The following is a 17,562-nucleotide window of genomic DNA, read 5'->3' as shown; positions in this document are numbered from 1 at the left end:
ATCAGTCGTAGATCGCTTTTTTCTTCCAGTCGGCATCAGCCTCGACGTCTTTAAGGCCTTCAGTCAGTTGGTTTACTTCGCCTTCAACCGGGGCAATGGTGTCCATGACCAAGGCGTTGGCGCGGGCCAGGAGTTTTTCCAGGTATTCCAGCTGTTCGGCGTACACCTGCGGCTCCTGTTGTTTGCGCAGGTATTGCACGCCGCGTTCGAAGGCCAGGCGGGCCTGGCCGGGCTGGTTTTGTTGCAGGGAATGCTGGCCCAGGTTGTTGAAGAATTCGATGTGCAGCAGCACCAGAATGTGGCGCACTTCGCGGATCCAGCGCTTGGCTTCGTTGGGCGGCAGGAAACCGTCCTGTGCGGCACGAGTGATCTGGCCATGCATGGCTTCAAGCAGGAAGCGCACGTCTTTGGCTTTGGCTTCGGTCTGGATCGGGGCCGGTGGGTTGTTGACGGGGATTGATTCACCCTGGGCGACCAAGGCGCTCAGCTCGGTAATCCGTGCCTTCAATATGGCACTGGATTTTTCCAGGTTCAGCAGGCGCTGGCAGACGTTCAGTTCCAGACGGGTCAACAGCAGCTTGAGCGCCGGTGTCATCAATTGACCGGGGAAGGTCTCGGTGATTTCGCCACAGCGACGCAGGCGGTCGTTGAGTTCAACCTTGGTGCGGGCCTTTTCCAGCTTATTGTTTTCCACCACATGGTTCATGTAGCCAATGGCGATCAATAGTGCGATCCCGGCTACGACTAGCAGGGTGATCATGAGTGGTGTCACCGGTAAGACCTCTTATTAGGGTTCGCGTGCGAGTCGAGTGTAGTGGCTCGGCATTTGGGCGACTAGGGCCGCTCGACGAGTGAGTCGGCTTATAGTTCTGCTTATATCGGCCGCAATGCCGCATATATAAGTAAATAGTGGGGTAGGTGCACATTGCCATCATCTCGGCATGGACTATAGCGCCTTGCCGGATGCCAGAATATAGGCGCCAAACGTCAGGCGACGGAAAAGCCTGGATGGCAGCCGAAAGCAGGTCGAAGTCATTGATTTAAATAAATTTATATCTGGGGGTTGACGACCCCTCAATCCATCCATAGAATGCGCGCCACTTACAGCGTAAAGCACACAGCGAAACGCGGTAGGGAGTGAATGTTGTACGTGTGTCCCCTTCGTCTAGTGGCCTAGGACACCGCCCTTTCACGGCGGTAACAGGGGTTCGAGTCCCCTAGGGGACGCCAATGCGGGAATAGCTCAGTTGGTAGAGCACGACCTTGCCAAGGTCGGGGTCGCGAGTTCGAGTCTCGTTTCCCGCTCCAGTTTTAAACGGCTTTGCTTTCGGGCAGGGCTGAGTGAAACCAGAACCAAATCTTCGGATGCGGATCTGGGCACCGAAACACACACCATGTGTTCCGGGCAGCGTGTCCCCTTCGTCTAGTGGCCTAGGACACCGCCCTTTCACGGCGGTAACAGGGGTTCGAGTCCCCTAGGGGACGCCATTTGCGGGAATAGCTCAGTTGGTAGAGCACGACCTTGCCAAGGTCGGGGTCGCGAGTTCGAGTCTCGTTTCCCGCTCCAAATTCAAAGAAAACGCCGCTCATTGAGCGGCGTTTTTTTGTGCGCGTTATTTGTCATTTGGAATGGAAATAAGGCCAATCAGTCAAGACACGGAACCCAGTAGGAGCGGGCTTGCCCGCGAAAGCGGTGTATCAGGCGACATCAATGTTGACTGTACCGCCGCCTTCGCGGGCAAGCCCGCTCCTACAAGGCGATATGTTTGTGTTGCAACCTGCCGTTGGTCGAACGACAATGCGAGTCATTATCAGTCGCGAATTATTCCATTGTCATGCCCGCCAACGACTTGTCCTTACGCAGTGCTGTCAACGATCTGTATTGTGACCATCATGGTTGGCTCCAGGGCTGGCTGCGCAAGCGTCTGGGCAATGCCTTCGATGCAGCGGACCTGACTCAGGATACCTTCGTCAGGGTCATCAAGGCTCGCACCGCCCTGGATATCCGCGAGCCGCGACCGTATCTGTCGATGATCGCCAAGGGGTTGTTGATCGATCTGTTTCGTCGTCGTTCGCTGGAACAGTCCTATCTCGAAGCGCTGGCCGCCACGCCCGAATCACAGCAGCCATCGTTGGAGGAGCAGGCGATCCTGTTCCAGGCGCTGATGGAAATAGACCGCCTGCTGCAAGGGCTGGGGCCTCGAGTCAAACAAGCTTTCATCCTGTCGCAATTCAATGGCCTGACGTACCCGCAAATTGCCGAGTGTCTGGGCGTCAGTGTTCGCACGGTGAATAACCACATGGCCAAGGCCATGGAGCATTGCTGTCTGATGCAGATTCAGTTGCAGCTCGCATGAACCTGCCCCCCCAGGAGTTGAAAGCCATCAGCGTCGCCGCGCAGTGGTACGCCCGGCTTCATTCCGGCACCACGACCGACGCGGATCGAGCCGCCTGGAACGCCTGGCTGGTCGCAGATCCCTTGAATCGCCAGGCCTGGCAAAGAATGGCGGCAGTGGCCGAACAGATGGCGAGCGTGCCGGGCGCCTTGGCGGCGCCGACCTTGAGCAATACCGACAATCGATCCCGTCGCCAGGTGCTGCGTAGTGCCTTATTGATGACGTCTGTCGGCGCCCTGGGCTGGTTGGGTTGGCGCAGTCAGACCACACAAAACCTGATTTGCGATTTGCGCACGGCGGTGGGGGAGCGCCGCGAATTTCGGCTGGCGGACGGCAGCACTGTACTGCTCAACACCGACACCTCGGTCAACGTTCGTTTCGATGGACGACAGCGGGTGTTGGAACTGTTGTGGGGCGAGATGCTCGTGACGACGGCGGTCGATCCGTTGCAGCGTCCTTTCAAGGTCGTCACTCGCCATGCCGAGGTGCTCGCATTGGGGACGCGTTTTATCGTCCGCACTCAGGCGCAGGGCGGTGAGGTGGCGGTGCTGGAGAAAGCAGTAGAGGTCAGTTTGCCGGAGGCCGGGTCCAGGAGGCGGGTCGAAGCCGGCAGACGTCTGGATTTCAATGACCGCACTTTGGGAACGCTGCGCGGCAACGATGTCTCGGTAGGCGCCTGGCAGCAAGGCAGCATCATTGCCATCGACCGTCCTTTGGCGGTGTTGCTGAGCGATCTTTCGCGTTATCGCGCGGGCGTGCTGCGTTGTGATCCGGCCATCGGCAACATGAAGGTTTCCGGGGTTTTTCCCATCGATAACACCGATCTAGCCCTGGCGGCATTGGAGAGCGGTTTTTCGTTGCGCGTGACGCGATACAGCCATTTCTGGGTCCAGGTATCGAATGGTGATTCGCGCTGACGGTGCGGCGCGGATAAAAAGTTTCTGCTTCGTCTGCACTTTTCACCGGCATCGTTCGGCTCATCCCTCAGTGAGTTTTTATTGACCGTTTTGGGGGAAGCAAGCATGTCTCGGGTGAACGCGCCAAGTCGTCTGGCGATCGCAGTGAAAATCGGATTGCTGGCAGCCACGATGGCCAGCGCCTGGTCGGCGAATGCCGGTTCGGCGCCAGAGGCCTCGACGCAACAGCGTTTGATTCAGTCCTACGATATTGGGGCCGGCAGCCTGGTGGATGTTCTCACCCGTTTCTCCAGTGCCGCCGGGGCCGCGATTTCGTTTGATGCCCGGCAAACCCAGGGCCTGCAATCGCCAGGTCTGAAAGGCTCATTCGGGGTCAGCGAAGGCTTCGCTCGCCTACTGAGCGGCAGCGGTCTGCAAGCCGAACCCCAGGCCAACGGCACCTACGTGCTGCGTTCCGCGCCTGTCACCGGTTCGGCATTGGAACTGGGCGCTACCACCATCAACGGGCAACTACTGGGAGCGACCACCGAGAACAGCGGCTCGTACACTACCGGAGCGGTCACTATCGGCAAGGGCGAGCACTCCCTGCGGGAAACGCCTCAATCGGTCACGGTAATGACCCGCAAGATGCTCGATGACCAGAACCTGCACACCATCGATCAGGTGATGGAAAAGACCCCGGGCATTACCGTCTACGACTCGACCATGGGCGGCAAGTATTTCTATTCCCGCGGGTTCCGGATGTCGGGTCAGTATCAGTACGACGGTGTGCCGCTGGACATGGGCAACAGCTATGTCCAGGCCGACAGTTTCACCAGCGACATGGCGTATTACGACCGGGTCGAAATCTTGCGTGGCGCGGCGGGGATGATGAAGGGCTCGGGCGGCACCTCGGGCGGGGTGAACTTCGTTCGTAAACGCGGCCAGGCTACGGCCCAGACCGAACTCAGCCTCTCCGGTGGCACCTGGGACAACTACCGTGGGCAAGTCGATACCGGTGGCCCGTTGAATGATGCCGGCACTGTGCGCGGCAGGGCGGTGATTGCTGAACAGAGCCGGCATTATTTTTATGACGATGCCCGTCGCAAGGACCAGATCTACTACGGTGCGCTGGACTTCGATCTGACGCCCGACACGACGCTCGGCCTGGGAGTCGCCTATGAAGATGTCGATGCCAGCCCTTGCTGGGGTGGCCTGCCTCGCTACAAGGACGGCAGCGATCTGAAACTGAGTCGTTCCACCTGCCTGGATCCGTCCTGGAATACCTGGCGCAGCCAGAGGACTACGGTATTCGGCGATCTGAAACATCAGATCAACGACGACTGGGCCATGAAAGTGGCAGGGGTTTATACGAAAAACACCCAGGACATCAAATATGCGTTTGCGGCAGGCTCGGTGACGCCTGGTACCTCGACCACAGATATGCTGGGCAGCATGTACGACTACGATCAGGTCGATTACGGCCTGGATGCCTACGTGGATGGCAAGTTCGGCGCGTTCGGCCAGCAACATGAACTGATCGTCGGTTTCAATGCCAGTCGCTCGGACAAGGATGATTTCTACTCGGTCGCGTTGCTGCCGCAGAAGCAGAACGTGTTCAACCCGGATCGACATATTCCTGAACCGGACGACAGCTACTTCATCGAGAACTCGACACGCGGTGGCCCGGTGAAAACCGTCACCGAACAGCAAGGCCTGTACTCGACCCTGCGTCTCAAACTGGCGGACCCGTTGACGTTTGTCGTGGGCAGTCGAGTGAGTTGGTACAGCTCTAAAACCGACTCGGTGTTCATCAATTCGGGAACCTCGGAACACGCCAGAAGCACCGAGACCGGTCAAGTCACCCCGTTTGCCGGCGTGTTGCTGGACCTCAACGAGCACCTGACCGCCTATGCCAGTTACTCGGAGATCTTCACGCCCCAAGGCAATAACCGCTCGCAAAGCGGCTCGGCGCTCAAGCCGCTGGTGGGGGAAAGTTATGAACTGGGGATCAAGGGCGAATGGTTTGAGGGGCGCCTGAACACCTCCTTCAACCTGTTCCGGACCTTGCAGAAAGACCAGGCACAGACGGACTACAACTCGACCTGTCCGTCATCGGACGGCTTCTGCTATTTGAATGCCGGCAAAGTCCGCGCCCAGGGCTTCGAAGCTGAAATCAGCGGTGAGGTCATCGAGCGCCTGCAATTGCTCGCCGGTTACACCTACACCCAGACCAAGACCCTCGACGACATTGACACCAGCCTCAATGGCGCCGCCTTCAACACTTATGTGCCGCGCCATGTACTGCGCATGTGGGGCGATTACGCCCTTGCCGGAGCGCTCGAGCGGTTCAGCCTAGGTGCCGGCGTCAACGCGCAAAGCGACAATTTTCGAGTCTCCCCGGCAACGGGCGAAAAGATTACCCAGGCCGGCTACGCCGTCTGGAATGGGCGTATCGGTTATCGCATCGATGACACCTGGTCGTTGGCGCTCAATGGCAACAACCTGTTCGACAAGCGCTACTACACCACCATTGGCACCGAAAACTTCGGTAACTATTACGGTGACCCGCGCAACTTCGCCATGACGGTCAAGGCTCGCTTCTGATTCCCTCGCCAAAGACACGAAACCCTGTAGGAGCGAGCTTGCTCGCTCCTACAGGGTTTCGTGTCTTAACTGACAGGCACCTGAAAAATGCCTCAACTTCCGAGGCTCTGCACCAGGCTTTCGAGCGCTTCAACGGTTGTATCCTCCAGCGCCGGTTGCGCGGCTACCGCTCTGAGTTGGCATGTCAAACGGTATTCGCTGGGCGTGCAGTTGACGAACTGCTTGAAGGCGCGAGCGAAGTAGGATGGGTCTTTGAAGCCGGCCTCATAGCCGATACTGGTAATCGGCATCTGGCTGTTGTCGAGCAGTTGTTTGGCGAAGTTCATGCGCTTGTCCAGGACGTAATCGGTGAAGCCAACGCCATTGGCTTCCTTGAACAGACGGCTGAAGCGAAAGGTCGTCATGCCGCAGCGCTTGGCCAAATCCCTCTGATCGATGCTGTCCCGAAAGTGCTGGTCGATGTACAGCATGATATGGCTCAGCGCCTGGTGTTTTTGGTGTCCCGAGGTCAACCGGATGCTGTCCGGGAGAGTAGGGGAGTGGTCGATCAGTGATGTCTTGCCATTTCGGCGCAGCTCGCAGAGCTGCGCCAGCGCCAACAGGTAGCGCTTCCTCTCGGTGGCCGAGAGCGGCAGCACCATGTATTCCCAGACACTGGAGCGCATGGCCCAGACCGCCAGTTCCTCTGAGTGCTGCACGGTGAACATGGTGATCGGGATGGAGGGGGTGGTGCGTTTGATCTCCAGCAACAGCCTCAAGCCCGGCGTGTCGGGGCGATCGAAATGGATGCAGATCATGTCTGCCTGTTCCCCGTGGGGCAACAAGGAGTTTTTCGTCAATTTGCAGTCGCAGGTACCCTCGAACTGCGCGATGAGTTCCTTCGTGGAACGATCGTGAGTCAGATCGAACCACAGTAGCGATGGCCTTCTGGTCAAATTGGACGTCATGTCTCTACTCTGGGGTTCTTCATGCCTCTGTTCGCTGAGTAGTATTGCTAATGTGCTATCACTTTGCAGAATAAATGCTGATAAGGAAAAAGAAGCTTAGTTCTATTACTTCTATGTATTTCTGGACCCCAGCTCTGGACGATTGTTTACCGGCATTTGTTCGACACGCGCGGCATAAACCATTCGTCGCGTGTGAATCCTCGACCATGGCCTTCGCAGTGCCATGTCTTTTGACCCTCTTATTTCTCCTGCACAGACCCATGAACCGGTATTGGGTCGCGTCCGCAAAAAAGTCCTAGCGATGTGCAAAATCCTCCTAACGCCTATGCCCTGCCCCTGACTAGTGTTGCATCCAGGCAGCACAGAACGTACTGCCTTCCCGAAAAAACAACATTCGAGTGAGGTGGGCAAAATGAATCTGCAAACAATCAAGGCTTCGGTTGTGAAGTTCGTCAAAGACGAAGACGGCCTGACCATTGTGGAATACGCAGTGGCCGGTGGGCTGATCACGGTGGCTGTCGCCGCAGCGTTCGTAACGCTTGGGGGCCAGGTGAATACCAAAATCGAAGCGCTGTGCACCGCGGTCAACGGTGGGGCCGCTTGCTGATAACAATAATTCCTACTCGGGGACGCGGCGATGCCCATAGAACCGGTTTGCCACTATTTCTGATAGGGCGCCGGGCAACTTTCTTAATGGGCTTCGCGTTGTCCCTACCAACTTACGTAATGAGCGGCATGGCCGCTGGAGTGATCGAAATGACTCTGCAAACAATCAAGGCTTCGGTACTGAAGTTCGTCAAAGACGAGGATGGCCTGACCATTGTGGAATACGCGGTGGCGGGTGGGCTGATTACGGTGGCTGTCGCAGCAGCGTTCGTAACGCTTGGGGGGCAGGTGAATACCAAAATCGAAGGGCTGTGTGCCGCGGTCAACGGTGGGGCCGCTTGCTGATAACAATAAGTCGCACTCGGGAGACGCGCCATGTCCATGGAATTGCTGGTGTCGACAGTCGTACTGCTAGGACTGCTGGGCGTCGCGGTGGTGAGCGATCTGCTTCGCCACCGTATTCCCAACATGCTGGTCTTGTTGGGCCTTGCCCTGGGATTGGCCGGTCAGACTTATACAGGTGGTGTCAGCGGATTGGGTGACGGCCTGTTGGGTATGCTGATCTGTTTTGGGTTGTTTCTGCCGATGTACGCCGTGGGTGGTATGGCCGCCGGTGATGTCAAGTTGATGGCTATGGTCGGCAGTTTTTTACCGGTTCATTTCGCGTTGTGGGCTGCCTTGTTCAGTCTGATGGCCGGCGGCGTATGCGGTTTCCTGATCGTGCTGTTCCGCGGTCAATTGCTGCAGACCCTGGGCCGCTATCGGCTGATTCTGAGGGCGCAGTCCTATCTGGCGCCGACTTCAGATGAAGTAGCCGGCAAGCCTTTCCCCTATTCGATTGCAATCTTGATAGGCACTTTGAACAGCGTCTACTGGCAACTCGTTGCCGGTGGATTGGGAGGTTAGTCATGCACGTCATCGTCGAAAGTGGTGCCTACTCCAGCGACCGGGATGCGGTGCAACGACTGGCGCCTCAGCCGTGCACAATCCGCGATACCGGTCTGACAGACAGTTTTCTCGGTGAGCTGGTGTGCAAGCATCTGCATGACGCCGGCGTGCTCGACATGCCGCGGCTGGTAGAACGCCTGGCGTTGACCGGCGCCGTCCTTGAAGAGGTCCTGGCGTTTCTGCGCAAGGACGGCCGTGTCGAAGTGCTTGGCCAGATGGGGCAATCCGGTGGGCAGATGCTGCGTTATGGCCTGACCGAACGCGGACGCAGTGCCGCCCGTGATGCCCTGTCGCGCAGTGGCTACATCGGCGCGGCACCTTTTCCGGTGAGTACCTACCGTTCCCTGATCAAACTCCAGACCATTCACCATGGTCGTATCAATGCCAACGATATGCACAACGCCCTTGCTGGCGTGGTGCTTACCGAGGGCATGCTCGATCAGCTGGGCGTGGCCCTGAACTCCGGTCGCGCAATCATGATTTATGGCCCCGCGGGTACCGGCAAGACGTATGTGAGCAGTCGGCTGATTCGTCTGTTCGCCGAGGCCATCTGGGTGCCTCATGCCATCGTGATCAACGAGTCGGTGATCGAGATCTATGACCCGCAGGTGCATCAGCGTCTGGATGACAACAGTCAACCGAACAGTCTGATGCTCAACGAAGGGATCGACCGTCGACTGCTGCGCTGCAAACGCCCGATCGTCATTACGGGCGGTGAGTTGAGCATGGAACAGCTGGACGTTCGCTATGACCCCTACACCCGTCAATACCAGGCCGCCTTGCAGCTCAAGGCCAGCAATGGCCTGTTCATCATCGACGACATGGGACGCCAGCGCATGGCTCCTGCCGAGCTGTTGAATCGCTGGATCGTACCGATGGAAGAGAAGCGCGACTTCATCAACCTGGGCGGTGGTCGGCATTGCGAGCTGCCGTTCGATCTGATTCTGGTGTTCTCCACCAACCTCAATCCCCTGGAGCTGGCTGATGAGGCCTTCCTGCGCCGGATTGGCTACAAGCTGCAATTCGGTTACCTGAAGCCTGAGGAGTACGAAAAGATCTGGCGTCAGGAAAGCGAGCGTCTGGGCATTCCTTTTGACCCGTTGCTGCTGCGTTATGTGCTGCAAAGGCTTTATGCAAGTGAAGGCATGCCCCTGGTGCCTTGCCATCCCCGCGATCTCCTGAACATGGCACTCGACCGTCAGCGTTACCTGGGCGGCTCCGGGGCTCTGTCGCCACAGGAACTGGAATGGGCCTGGCACAACTATTTCGTCCAGCTCGACTTTCTTTGATGCGGAGATACTGACATGAGCTCTCGTACTGTTTCCCTGATAGGCGTTTCCCTGGTCATGGGCCTTGGTGCTGCATGGATGGCCGACTCCTGGCTGAGCGCACGGCTCAATGCCAGCCCGGATGATCACCTTCGAAGCGTTGTGGTTGCCACGGTAGAAATTCCATTCGGCCAGATGGTCGAGGCTCAACAGGTCACGACCCTGCGCATGCCCATGGACACGATCCCGGACGATGCCTTCGATTCCACCGAAAAGGCCGTGGGCAAGATCGCAACGTTCGACATCCTGAAGGGCGACATCATGCGCGGCGCACGTCTGAGTGAGCATTTGGGTGGCAGTACCCTTGCCTCGCTGATTGCGGCAGACAAACGTGCCATCTCGGTCCGCGTGGACGATGTGGTCGGGGTGGGCGGGTTCCTTCTGCCAGGTAACCGGGTCGATGTGCTGGCGACCAAAACCACCAGTGCCGGCAGTAACAGTGCCGTGTCCAGGACCATCCTCGAGAACTTGCGGGTGTTGGCGGTGGACCAGACCGCAGGTACCGACAAGACCCAACCGGTAGTGGTGCGTGCGGTAACGCTGGAGATGACGACTGCAGAGGCTGAAACCCTGGTCACGGCGCAAACGGAAGGGAAACTGCAACTGACCCTGCGCAACCCGCTGAACTCCGAGAAAAAAATTGCGGCCGTTGCGCCTGTTGCGCCTGCCGCACCGGTCATGGCTGTAGCCACTGCCACGGTGCCAAAACGCGTGGTGCGGCGCAGCGGCGGCGAGAGTGGTGGGGCTATCACCATCATTCGCGGGATCGAAACCAAAGTAGTCAACATTCGCTGACAGGGCGCAACAGGTCCTGGACACCAGGTCTTGGCGGAGCCGATCCGGATCAGCATCGGCAAAATGAGGGCTTGATGATGAATCTTCGTATTCAGCAGCCGTTCACTGCGACGCCAAGGCGCCAGGAAGGAGCGGTGAGTGTACTGATGGTGATGGCGTTGGCGGCAATGGCCATGATGGCGGCGTTGGCTCTGGACGGCGGACACATGTTGCTGAACAAAACGCGCCTGCAGAATGCGGTGGACGCCGCCGCCCTGAGTGGCGCCAAAACCCTGAGTCAGGTGGCAGGGGGAATCAACAGTGCCAGCGCGACGCAAGCTGCCGCGCTCAACACGCTGACGCAAAATGCCAATGCCACGGGCAACAACGAATTGGCCACGGCGGTCGCCGGCAACCCAAGCGCATTCGCGGCGGTGGAACTGTCCAGCAGCGTCTATGGCCCGTTCTCCTTTCCCGGGCCTTCGGATGCCAAATACGTTCGGGTATCGGTCCCTGGCTATAGCCTGACAGGATTTTTCTGGAACTTCGCCCAGTCATTGGGCGTTCTGGGGAACAAAACGGTGGCGGCGATCGCCACCGCTGGCCCCAGCCCTACCAGCCCGTGTGATCTCGCACCTTTGATGGTCTGTGGTGACGAGACTCAATACGATCCGGACGCTGGCATGTTCTGGGGCTTCCAGTTTGGTGATTTGCAGGTACTCAAATCGGCTGCCGGCAATTCCTCGCCCATTGGCCCAGGCAACTTTCAGTTGCTCGACTTCGGCTCGGGTGGCAGTACGGTCAGAGACGACTTGGCCGGAGGCGGCGAGGTCTGCCGCAATGTCGGGGACAATGTCCAGACCGCACCTGGCAACAAGGTCGGCCCAGCGTCCCAGGGGTTGAATACGCGCTTCGGCATCTACAACGGCCCGGTCAGTGCCTCGGACTATCCACCAGACCTGGTGACGACATCCAGCAACCCCTCGATCACCTACAACGACTCAGTCAGCCCGGCACAAACGCAATACCAGGGACAACCCGTCACCTCAAGCGACGGCAATCTCACGGCGGGCAGTAACGCGATATACGACTACAACGACTGGCGTGCGAGCGTTGCCGCCTGTGTGGCAGGGTCCGGCAGTGGCTGTGAAAGCAATGGCGTGTTCGAGCGCCGGATGCTGAAAATCGTGGTGGGCAACTGCACCGGGAAACAGGGCGGTTCAACCTCGGTTCCCGTCCTGGGGTTCGGCTGCTATTTCGTCGTTCAGCCAATGAATGGCGGCGGCACGGAGGCGCAAATCTTTGGCCAGTTTGTGCAGGAGTGCGAAGGCGACAACGTGCCCAGTCCTACACCGATGAACGATTCCGGCCCGAATATCATTCAGCTCTACAAAACCTATCTCAACGGCAGCGGCACTCCGAGCACTGACTCGTAGGAGGCGTCATGAGACTTCACGCATTTAAACGAGCACAGGCCCAGCAGGGTGTGGCACTGGTGGAATTCACCCTGGTCCTGCCGGTGTTGCTGCTGCTGTTGCTGGCCTTCGGCGAGTTCGGCCGCATGCTCTATCAGTACAACGTCCTGCTGCAGGCCAGCCGTGATGCCGACCGTTTCGTCGCCAGCCAGGCCTGGAACTCGACGCTCGGAGAAGTCTCTCTGAGCAGTGCGCTGCTGACCCAGACGAAAAACGTGGCGGTCTATGGCGTGCCTGCCAATACAGGCTCCGCGGTGGTGTCAGGGTTAACAACTGGCATGGTACAGGTCGCCGCAGTGGGCACCGACCATGTTCGGGTCACCATCACTTATACATTCTGCCCGGTGATTGGCAGTGGCAATTGTACCGGCTCGATTCCGGGTTTTTTTGGTAGTCAGATTGCGCTGAGCATTCCGCTGGTCGCCACGACTGTCATGAGGGCACTGTGATGAATCGCAAACGCATGCGCGGCACCTATGTCGTGGAGTTCGCCATCATTGGCATGCTGGTATTCACGCTGTTGTTCGCCGTATTGGAAATGGGCCGCCTGTACTTCACGGTCAATGCATTGGATGAAGCAGCCCGTCGCGGTGCACGCCTGGCGGCAGTGTGCAATATCAGCGATCCGGTGATCCTGCAGCGGGCGATTTTCAATGCCGCGGGGGATGCCGGTACGAGCCAGCTGATCACTGATCTGACTACCAGCAACCTGGTACTGACTTATCTGGATGCAAACGGCGCTCTAGTGGCCAACCCTGCCGACACGAGTGGGGTCAATGGATTCCGTGCCATCCGCTACGTCCAGTTGAGCCTGCAAAACTTCGTTTTCAACCTGTTTATTCCCGGGTTCGGCGTGCCCATTACCTTGCCCACATTCAGGGCAACGTTGCCACGCGAAAGCCTCGGGCGTCATTCCGATTCCGGGGAGATCACACCATGCTGAATACCAAGGAAACGCCAGTCGCCAGCTCGACTGGCAAAGCCGGGCTCCGGTTGCTGATCAGCAGCCGTGATGCCACCTCTTTGCGCGATCTGCAGAGTGTCTGCCAGCGCATGCCCGGCCTTGAGGTGAGCACTCGCCTGGTGAGCAATGGGCATGTCGACCCGCTCTACGGTCTGGACCGCATGCCCGATCTGTTGCTGCTGCGCGTCAGCCACCTGTGGCGCGAGGAGCTGGCGGCGCTGTTGCTGCACCCGGCCCATGAGCGTCCGCCGATGTTGGTCTGCGGTCTGCTGAGCGAACAGGAAGGCATGCGTATGGCGATGCAGGCCGGCGCCCGTGACGTATTGCCCGAGCCCATCGCCGAGACCGAACTGGTCGCCGCCTTGAATCGTCTGGTCACGGAGGTTCGGACCGGCAGTGGGGCAGAAGGCAAATTGATCGCCGTGATGAGCGCCAAGGGTGGCTCCGGCGGAACCCTGGTGGCCTGCAACCTGGCTCAGCAGCTCAGTGCCAAGGGCGGCAGTACCCTGTTGCTGGACATGGACCTGCAATTTGGCAGCGTGACGCATTATCTGGATGTGGCGCAGACACACAGCCATCTGGAGGTGTTGCACCAGATCGACGGCATGGACAGCGTCGCATTACGCGGTTTTTGCAGTCACTTCAGCCCGACTTTGCATGTGCTGGGCGGTCGGGCCGGTGAGCTGTGTCTGCCGCAGGATGCCCAACCCGAACAACTTGACACCCTGTTGCAGTTGGCCCGCGCCAGCTATGGCTGGGTGGTGATCGACCTGCCGCGGCAAATCGACCACCTCACCGGCTCGGTGCTGGAGCAAGTGGATCGGGTGTACGTGGTGGTGCAGCAGAGCGTCAGTCATCTGCGCGATGCCAGCTCCCTGGTGCGGATTCTTCGCGATGACCTGGGCGTGCGCGGGGATCAATTGCAGATCGTGGTCAACCGCTTTGACAAGGCGGCACCGATCAGCCTCAAAGACATCGGCGAGGCGCTGCGCTGCACCAATCTGTCGAAATTACCCAACGACTTCAACCTGGTCAGCCAGAGTCAGAACACTGGCGTGCCGTTGGGACTGCATGCGCCGAGGGCAGCGATCACTGCCGCACTGCGCGACATGACCGAGGACCTGGTCGGTCAACAGGTGGCCGGGAACAAAGGCTTACTCAAACGCGCCTTCAACCGTTTTTTCGGGGGATGACCCATGATCAGCGACTTTCGTAACCGCTTGCGCAAACAGTCCGGTAAACCCGCCTCATCGTCGGCAACCCAGTTGGACGGCGATGTGCCGGATCCGGCAGATGAAATGATGGCGTGGGAACACATAGTCCCGGATGTTCTTTACGAAACCAGAAGCCAGGTTACCCCGGTGGAGGCCGAGTGGCGGGAAAAGATCTACCAGCAGTTGCTCAAGGTCATGGACCTGTCCTTGCTGGACTCCCTTGAACAGGCCGAGGCCACGCGGCAGATTCGCGATATTTGCCAGCGCCTGCTCGATGAGCATTCGGCACCGGTGAGTACCACCAGCCGCCAGTTGATCATCAAGCAGATCACTGACGAAGTGCTTGGCCTGGGGCCTCTGGAACCGTTGCTGGCCGATCACAGCGTGTCCGACATTCTGGTCAACGGCCATGCCTCGGTCTATGTCGAGCGCTTCGGCAAACTGCAACGGACCGATGTGCGTTTTCGCGATGATCAGCATTTGCTCAACATCATCGACCGCATCGTGTCCAGTCTGGGGCGGCGTATCGACGAGTCCTCGCCATTGGTGGATGCCCGGCTCAAGGACGGGTCGCGGGTCAACGCGATTATCCCGCCGTTGGCCATCGACGGCCCGAGCATGTCGATTCGCCGCTTTGCGGTGGACCTGCTCAATACCGACAGTTTGATCTCGGTGGGAACGCTGACCCCGGCCATTGCCCTTCTGCTCAAGGCGATCGTCCGTGGACGCTTGAACGTGCTGATTTCCGGCGGTACCGGCAGCGGCAAGACCACCATGCTCAATGTGCTGTCCAGTTTCATTCCGCTAAACGAGCGGATCGTTACCATCGAAGATTCGGCCGAACTGCAACTGCAGCAGCCCCACGTGGTGCGCCTGGAAACCCGGCCTTCGAATATCGAGGGGCGTGGCGAGGTGAGCCAGCGTGAATTGGTGCGCAACAGTTTGCGGATGCGCCCGGACCGCATTGTCATCGGCGAAGTACGCGGCGCCGAGGCGTTGGACATGCTGACAGCGATGAACACCGGTCACGACGGTTCGTTGACCACCATCCACGCCAACACCGCCCGCGATGCGTTGGGGCGAGTCGAGAACATGGTGTCAATGAGCGGTGCGACCTTCCCGATCAAGGCCATGCGGCAGCAGATCGCGTCGGCCATCGATGTGGTGATTCAGCTGGAACGTCAGGAGGATGGCAAGCGCCGGTTGGTCAGCGTGCAAGAGATCAACGGCATGGAAGGCGAGATCATCACCATGACCGAAATTTTCTCCTTTGCGCGCCAGGGCATGGGCGAAAACGGCGAAGTGCTCGGCGATTATCGCCCCAGCGGCATGATCCCGGCCTTCCGCGATGTACTGGCCAAGCGCGGCATCGAGTTGCCGCTGACGATGTTCAGGCCTGAATGGATGGAGGCACGTCAGCCATGAACAATATTCCCAGCGAATTCATTCTGATGTTCCTCGGCATGGTGTTTATCGCTGTGTTCCTCCTGTCCCAAGGTGTGGTAGTGCCTGTGTTCGGTGAGGCCGGCAAGATGCGCAAGCGCATTCGCGGTCGATTGCACGTATTGGAGAAGGCCAACAATCTGCCCAACATGCAGACGGTGTTGCGGCAGAAATACCTGACGCGCTTGTCGCCACTGGAGGCCATGCTCGAGCAGTTGCCTTTTATGGCTAACCTGACACAAGTGATCGAGCAGTCCGGCCATGAATATCGTGCTTATCGGGTGATATTGCTCGGGCTTGCTCTGGGCGTTGCAGCCGGCGCCGTAGTCCTGATGTTTTCGCAGATCTGGTGGATGGCGCTGGCAGTGGCTTTTGCGGTGGCCTGTCTCCCCGTCCTGAAAATCTTCCGTGATCGCAACAAACGTTTTGCGGAGTTCGAGGAGGGTTTGCCGGATGCGCTGGATGCCATGTGCCGAGCCCTGCGCGCCGGGCACCCGTTCAATGAAACCCTGCGTCTGGTCGCCGAGGAGCACAAAGGGGCGGTCGCTCATGAGTTCGGCCTGACCTTCGCCGATATCAACTACGGTAATGATGTGCGCCGGGCCATGCTCGGCCTGCTCGAGCGTATGCCGAGCATGACAGTGATGATGCTGGTGACCTCGATCCTCATCCATCGCGAGACGGGCGGCAATCTGACTGAAGTGCTGGAGCGTCTGAGTCGACTGATTCGTGGACGCTTCCGTTTTCAGCGCAAGATCAAAACCTTGTCGGCGGAAGGGCGTATGTCCGCCTGGATACTGGTGGCGATTCCCTTTGTACTGGCGATCGCGATCATCGTTACAAGCCCCACTTACCTGCCTGTGCTGATCAATGATCCCACGGGCCATAAGCTGATCATCGGGGCTTTCTGCGCCATGTTGATCGGGATTTTCTGGATAAAAAAAATCATCCGGATTCAGGTTTAAGCGGTACTCGCTACCGGGAGGTATAGGTCATGGACTTTTTACTTGGGTTGTTCAGTCGGGTCACGGGGAACGAGGAGATGGGGCGCCTGTTGTTCCTCGGTGCGATCGGTTTGAGTACGGTGCTTGCGGTCGTCGCCGTGATTTTGCTGATGCTGGGTCTTCAGGACCCGGTACAGCGCCGTCTGGCGCTGATCAAGCGTGGTCATTTAGGCAACACTGCCGGACAGGAAGCTCCAGGTAACCTGCAACTGTTGCTGGAACGGGTCGGCCAGCGCTTTGCCTCGACCGAATCGGTTCAGGCGTCCGTAACCCAGACTTTACTGACACACGCGGGGTACCGTTCCTCTTCGGCGGTGCAGATGTACTGGGCGGTGCGCTTGCTGTTACCTCTGTTGCTGGTTGGCATTGCGTTGTTGCTGTTGCCGATAATTCCCAAGGTTTCCCTGATCACCGGGCTGCTGCTGTTGGTCATGGTGGCCGCTATCGGGTGGCTGCTGCCAGCGATATATGTCGGCAAGCGCAAACAATCGAGGCAAGGCCGGCTGCGTGCCGCGTTTCCGGATGCTCTGGATCTGATGGTGGTGTGCGTAGAGTCGGGCCTGGCCCTGCCCACGACCATCGAGCGGGTGGCTGAGGAGATGTCGGTCAGTCAGGTTGAACTGGCTGAGGAACTGGCCCTGGTCAATGCGCAAATCCGCGCGGGCATCACCAGTACCGAAGCGCTCAAGCAACTGGCCGTTCGCACCGGTCTGGATGACGTACAAGGGTTGGTCAGCCTGTTGGCGCAGAGTATCCGCTTTGGTACCAGCGTAGCCGATACTTTGCGCATCTATGCCGATGAGTTCCGTGACCGGCGTATGCAGGCTGCCGAAGAGGCGGGGGCAAAAATCGGTACCAAACTGATATTTCCTCTGATTTTCTGCCTGTGGCCGAGCTTCTTTCTGGTCGCCATCGGCCCTGCCCTGATCGGTGTGATGAAAGCATTCGGGTGAGGTAAAC

At 58.6% G+C, this 17,562-nt stretch carries 17 protein-coding genes and 4 tRNA genes; 19 read left to right on the top strand and 2 right to left on the bottom strand.

What is annotated here, in order from left to right:
• Position 1: 1 nt before the first annotated feature.
• Positions 2–760 carry a hypothetical protein gene (locus CKW20_RS18805; RefSeq protein ID WP_176466925.1) on the bottom strand — a complete coding sequence of 253 codons (759 nt, stop codon included), beginning with the start codon at positions 758–760 and terminating at the stop codon, positions 2–4.
• Positions 761–1,154: 394 nt separating this feature from the next.
• Between CKW20_RS18805 and CKW20_RS18800 the strand changes: the two genes are divergently transcribed.
• The 7 genes from CKW20_RS18800 (at position 1,155) to CKW20_RS18770 (ending at position 5,899) form a co-directional block, all read left to right on the top strand.
• Positions 1,155–1,230: transfer RNA gene (locus CKW20_RS18800), tRNA-Glu, on the top strand.
• 2 nt (positions 1,231–1,232) lie between these two features.
• Positions 1,233–1,308: transfer RNA gene (locus CKW20_RS18795), tRNA-Gly, on the top strand.
• A gap of 104 nt (positions 1,309–1,412) precedes the next feature.
• A tRNA-Glu gene (locus CKW20_RS18790) sits at positions 1,413–1,488 on the top strand.
• A gap of 3 nt (positions 1,489–1,491) precedes the next feature.
• Positions 1,492–1,567, top strand: a tRNA-Gly gene (locus CKW20_RS18785).
• Between the two features lie 268 nt (positions 1,568–1,835).
• Positions 1,836–2,357, top strand: coding sequence for a sigma-70 family RNA polymerase sigma factor (locus tag CKW20_RS18780; RefSeq protein ID WP_095054269.1), 522 nt, complete (start codon positions 1,836–1,838; stop codon positions 2,355–2,357).
• Positions 2,354–3,313: a FecR domain-containing protein gene (locus CKW20_RS18775; RefSeq protein ID WP_095054268.1), complete on the top strand. Its 960-nt coding sequence runs from the start codon at positions 2,354–2,356 to the stop codon at positions 3,311–3,313. The genes CKW20_RS18780 and CKW20_RS18775 overlap by 4 nt, the downstream gene beginning before the upstream one ends.
• A gap of 105 nt (positions 3,314–3,418) precedes the next feature.
• Complete coding sequence (locus tag CKW20_RS18770; RefSeq protein WP_095054267.1) at positions 3,419–5,899, top strand: TonB-dependent receptor; 2,481 nt, start codon at positions 3,419–3,421, stop codon at positions 5,897–5,899.
• Between the two features lie 92 nt (positions 5,900–5,991).
• On the opposite strand, the gene CKW20_RS18765 is transcribed toward CKW20_RS18770, so the two are convergent.
• Positions 5,992–6,846, bottom strand: coding sequence for a DNA-binding response regulator (locus CKW20_RS18765; RefSeq protein ID WP_095054266.1), 855 nt, complete (start codon positions 6,844–6,846; stop codon positions 5,992–5,994).
• A gap of 412 nt (positions 6,847–7,258) precedes the next feature.
• Between CKW20_RS18765 and CKW20_RS18760 the strand changes: the two genes are divergently transcribed.
• The 12 genes from CKW20_RS18760 (at position 7,259) to CKW20_RS18705 (ending at position 17,555) form a co-directional block, all read left to right on the top strand.
• Positions 7,259–7,453, top strand: coding sequence for a Flp family type IVb pilin (locus tag CKW20_RS18760; protein WP_095054265.1), 195 nt, complete (start codon positions 7,259–7,261; stop codon positions 7,451–7,453).
• Positions 7,454–7,602: 149 nt separating this feature from the next.
• Positions 7,603–7,797, top strand: a complete 195-nt coding sequence (locus tag CKW20_RS18755) for a Flp family type IVb pilin (protein WP_095054394.1) — start codon at positions 7,603–7,605, stop codon at positions 7,795–7,797.
• A gap of 30 nt (positions 7,798–7,827) precedes the next feature.
• Positions 7,828–8,358 carry a prepilin peptidase gene (locus tag CKW20_RS18750; protein ID WP_095054264.1) on the top strand — a complete coding sequence of 177 codons (531 nt, stop codon included), beginning with the start codon at positions 7,828–7,830 and terminating at the stop codon, positions 8,356–8,358.
• Between the two features lie 2 nt (positions 8,359–8,360).
• Entirely contained in the window at positions 8,361–9,689 is a 1,329-nt protein-coding gene (locus CKW20_RS18745; protein ID WP_095054263.1) for an ATP-binding protein, read from the top strand.
• 15 nt (positions 9,690–9,704) lie between these two features.
• Positions 9,705–10,523, top strand: a complete 819-nt coding sequence (gene cpaB, locus CKW20_RS18740) for a Flp pilus assembly protein CpaB (RefSeq protein ID WP_095054262.1) — start codon at positions 9,705–9,707, stop codon at positions 10,521–10,523.
• A 74-nt stretch (positions 10,524–10,597) separates the two neighbouring features.
• Positions 10,598–11,938, top strand: a complete 1,341-nt coding sequence (locus tag CKW20_RS18735) for a Tad domain-containing protein (protein WP_095054261.1) — start codon at positions 10,598–10,600, stop codon at positions 11,936–11,938.
• Between the two features lie 8 nt (positions 11,939–11,946).
• Positions 11,947–12,426 (top strand): TadE/TadG family type IV pilus assembly protein, encoded by a 480-nt coding sequence (locus CKW20_RS18730; RefSeq protein ID WP_095054260.1) that lies wholly within the window; start codon positions 11,947–11,949, stop codon positions 12,424–12,426.
• Positions 12,426–12,920, top strand: coding sequence for a TadE/TadG family type IV pilus assembly protein (locus tag CKW20_RS18725; RefSeq protein WP_095054259.1), 495 nt, complete (start codon positions 12,426–12,428; stop codon positions 12,918–12,920). Before CKW20_RS18730 ends, CKW20_RS18725 begins: the two co-directional genes overlap by 1 nt.
• Positions 12,914–14,134 carry an AAA family ATPase gene (locus CKW20_RS18720; RefSeq protein ID WP_095054258.1) on the top strand — a complete coding sequence of 407 codons (1,221 nt, stop codon included), beginning with the start codon at positions 12,914–12,916 and terminating at the stop codon, positions 14,132–14,134. The genes CKW20_RS18725 and CKW20_RS18720 overlap by 7 nt, the downstream gene beginning before the upstream one ends.
• Before the next feature lie 3 nt (positions 14,135–14,137).
• A complete protein-coding gene (locus CKW20_RS18715) occupies positions 14,138–15,580 on the top strand; it encodes a CpaF family protein (protein ID WP_095054257.1) in 1,443 nt (480 codons plus the stop codon).
• Positions 15,577–16,563 (top strand): type II secretion system F family protein, encoded by a 987-nt coding sequence (locus CKW20_RS18710; RefSeq protein WP_095054256.1) that lies wholly within the window; start codon positions 15,577–15,579, stop codon positions 16,561–16,563. Before CKW20_RS18715 ends, CKW20_RS18710 begins: the two co-directional genes overlap by 4 nt.
• Before the next feature lie 29 nt (positions 16,564–16,592).
• Positions 16,593–17,555: a type II secretion system F family protein gene (locus tag CKW20_RS18705; protein ID WP_095054255.1), complete on the top strand. Its 963-nt coding sequence runs from the start codon at positions 16,593–16,595 to the stop codon at positions 17,553–17,555.
• The last annotated feature ends 7 nt before the right edge of the window (positions 17,556–17,562 follow it).

It is taken from the genome of Pseudomonas sp. Irchel s3b2, from assembly GCF_900187445.1.
In the GTDB taxonomy this organism is placed as follows: Bacteria; Pseudomonadota; Gammaproteobacteria; order Pseudomonadales; family Pseudomonadaceae; genus Aquipseudomonas.
Note: the sequence above shows the minus strand (reverse complement) of the source record. Positions and strands in the feature narration are given on the sequence as shown.

Excerpts from the sequence above, each read along its gene's own strand:
- CKW20_RS18710 (WP_095054256.1), top strand. The coding sequence starts at position 15,577 with ATGAACAATATTCCCAGCGAATTCATTCTGATGTTCCTCGGCATGGTG.
- CKW20_RS18720 (WP_095054258.1), top strand. The coding sequence starts at position 12,914 with ATGCTGAATACCAAGGAAACGCCAGTCGCCAGCTCGACTGGCAAAGCC.
- CKW20_RS18770 (WP_095054267.1), top strand. The coding sequence starts at position 3,419 with ATGTCTCGGGTGAACGCGCCAAGTCGTCTGGCGATCGCAGTGAAAATC.
- CKW20_RS18750 (WP_095054264.1), top strand. The coding sequence starts at position 7,828 with ATGTCCATGGAATTGCTGGTGTCGACAGTCGTACTGCTAGGACTGCTG.
- CKW20_RS18705 (WP_095054255.1), top strand. The coding sequence starts at position 16,593 with ATGGACTTTTTACTTGGGTTGTTCAGTCGGGTCACGGGGAACGAGGAG.
- CKW20_RS18755 (WP_095054394.1), top strand. The coding sequence starts at position 7,603 with ATGACTCTGCAAACAATCAAGGCTTCGGTACTGAAGTTCGTCAAAGAC.
- CKW20_RS18725 (WP_095054259.1), top strand. The coding sequence starts at position 12,426 with ATGAATCGCAAACGCATGCGCGGCACCTATGTCGTGGAGTTCGCCATC.
- CKW20_RS18775 (WP_095054268.1), top strand. The coding sequence starts at position 2,354 with ATGAACCTGCCCCCCCAGGAGTTGAAAGCCATCAGCGTCGCCGCGCAG.
- cpaB (WP_095054262.1), top strand. The coding sequence starts at position 9,705 with ATGAGCTCTCGTACTGTTTCCCTGATAGGCGTTTCCCTGGTCATGGGC.
- CKW20_RS18745 (WP_095054263.1), top strand. The coding sequence starts at position 8,361 with ATGCACGTCATCGTCGAAAGTGGTGCCTACTCCAGCGACCGGGATGCG.
- CKW20_RS18715 (WP_095054257.1), top strand. The coding sequence starts at position 14,138 with ATGATCAGCGACTTTCGTAACCGCTTGCGCAAACAGTCCGGTAAACCC.
- CKW20_RS18735 (WP_095054261.1), top strand. The coding sequence starts at position 10,598 with ATGATGAATCTTCGTATTCAGCAGCCGTTCACTGCGACGCCAAGGCGC.
- CKW20_RS18765 (WP_095054266.1), bottom strand. The coding sequence starts at position 6,846 with ATGACGTCCAATTTGACCAGAAGGCCATCGCTACTGTGGTTCGATCTG.
- CKW20_RS18780 (WP_095054269.1), top strand. The coding sequence starts at position 1,836 with ATGCCCGCCAACGACTTGTCCTTACGCAGTGCTGTCAACGATCTGTAT.
- CKW20_RS18805 (WP_176466925.1), bottom strand. The coding sequence starts at position 760 with ATGATCACCCTGCTAGTCGTAGCCGGGATCGCACTATTGATCGCCATT.
- CKW20_RS18760 (WP_095054265.1), top strand. The coding sequence starts at position 7,259 with ATGAATCTGCAAACAATCAAGGCTTCGGTTGTGAAGTTCGTCAAAGAC.
- CKW20_RS18730 (WP_095054260.1), top strand. The coding sequence starts at position 11,947 with ATGAGACTTCACGCATTTAAACGAGCACAGGCCCAGCAGGGTGTGGCA.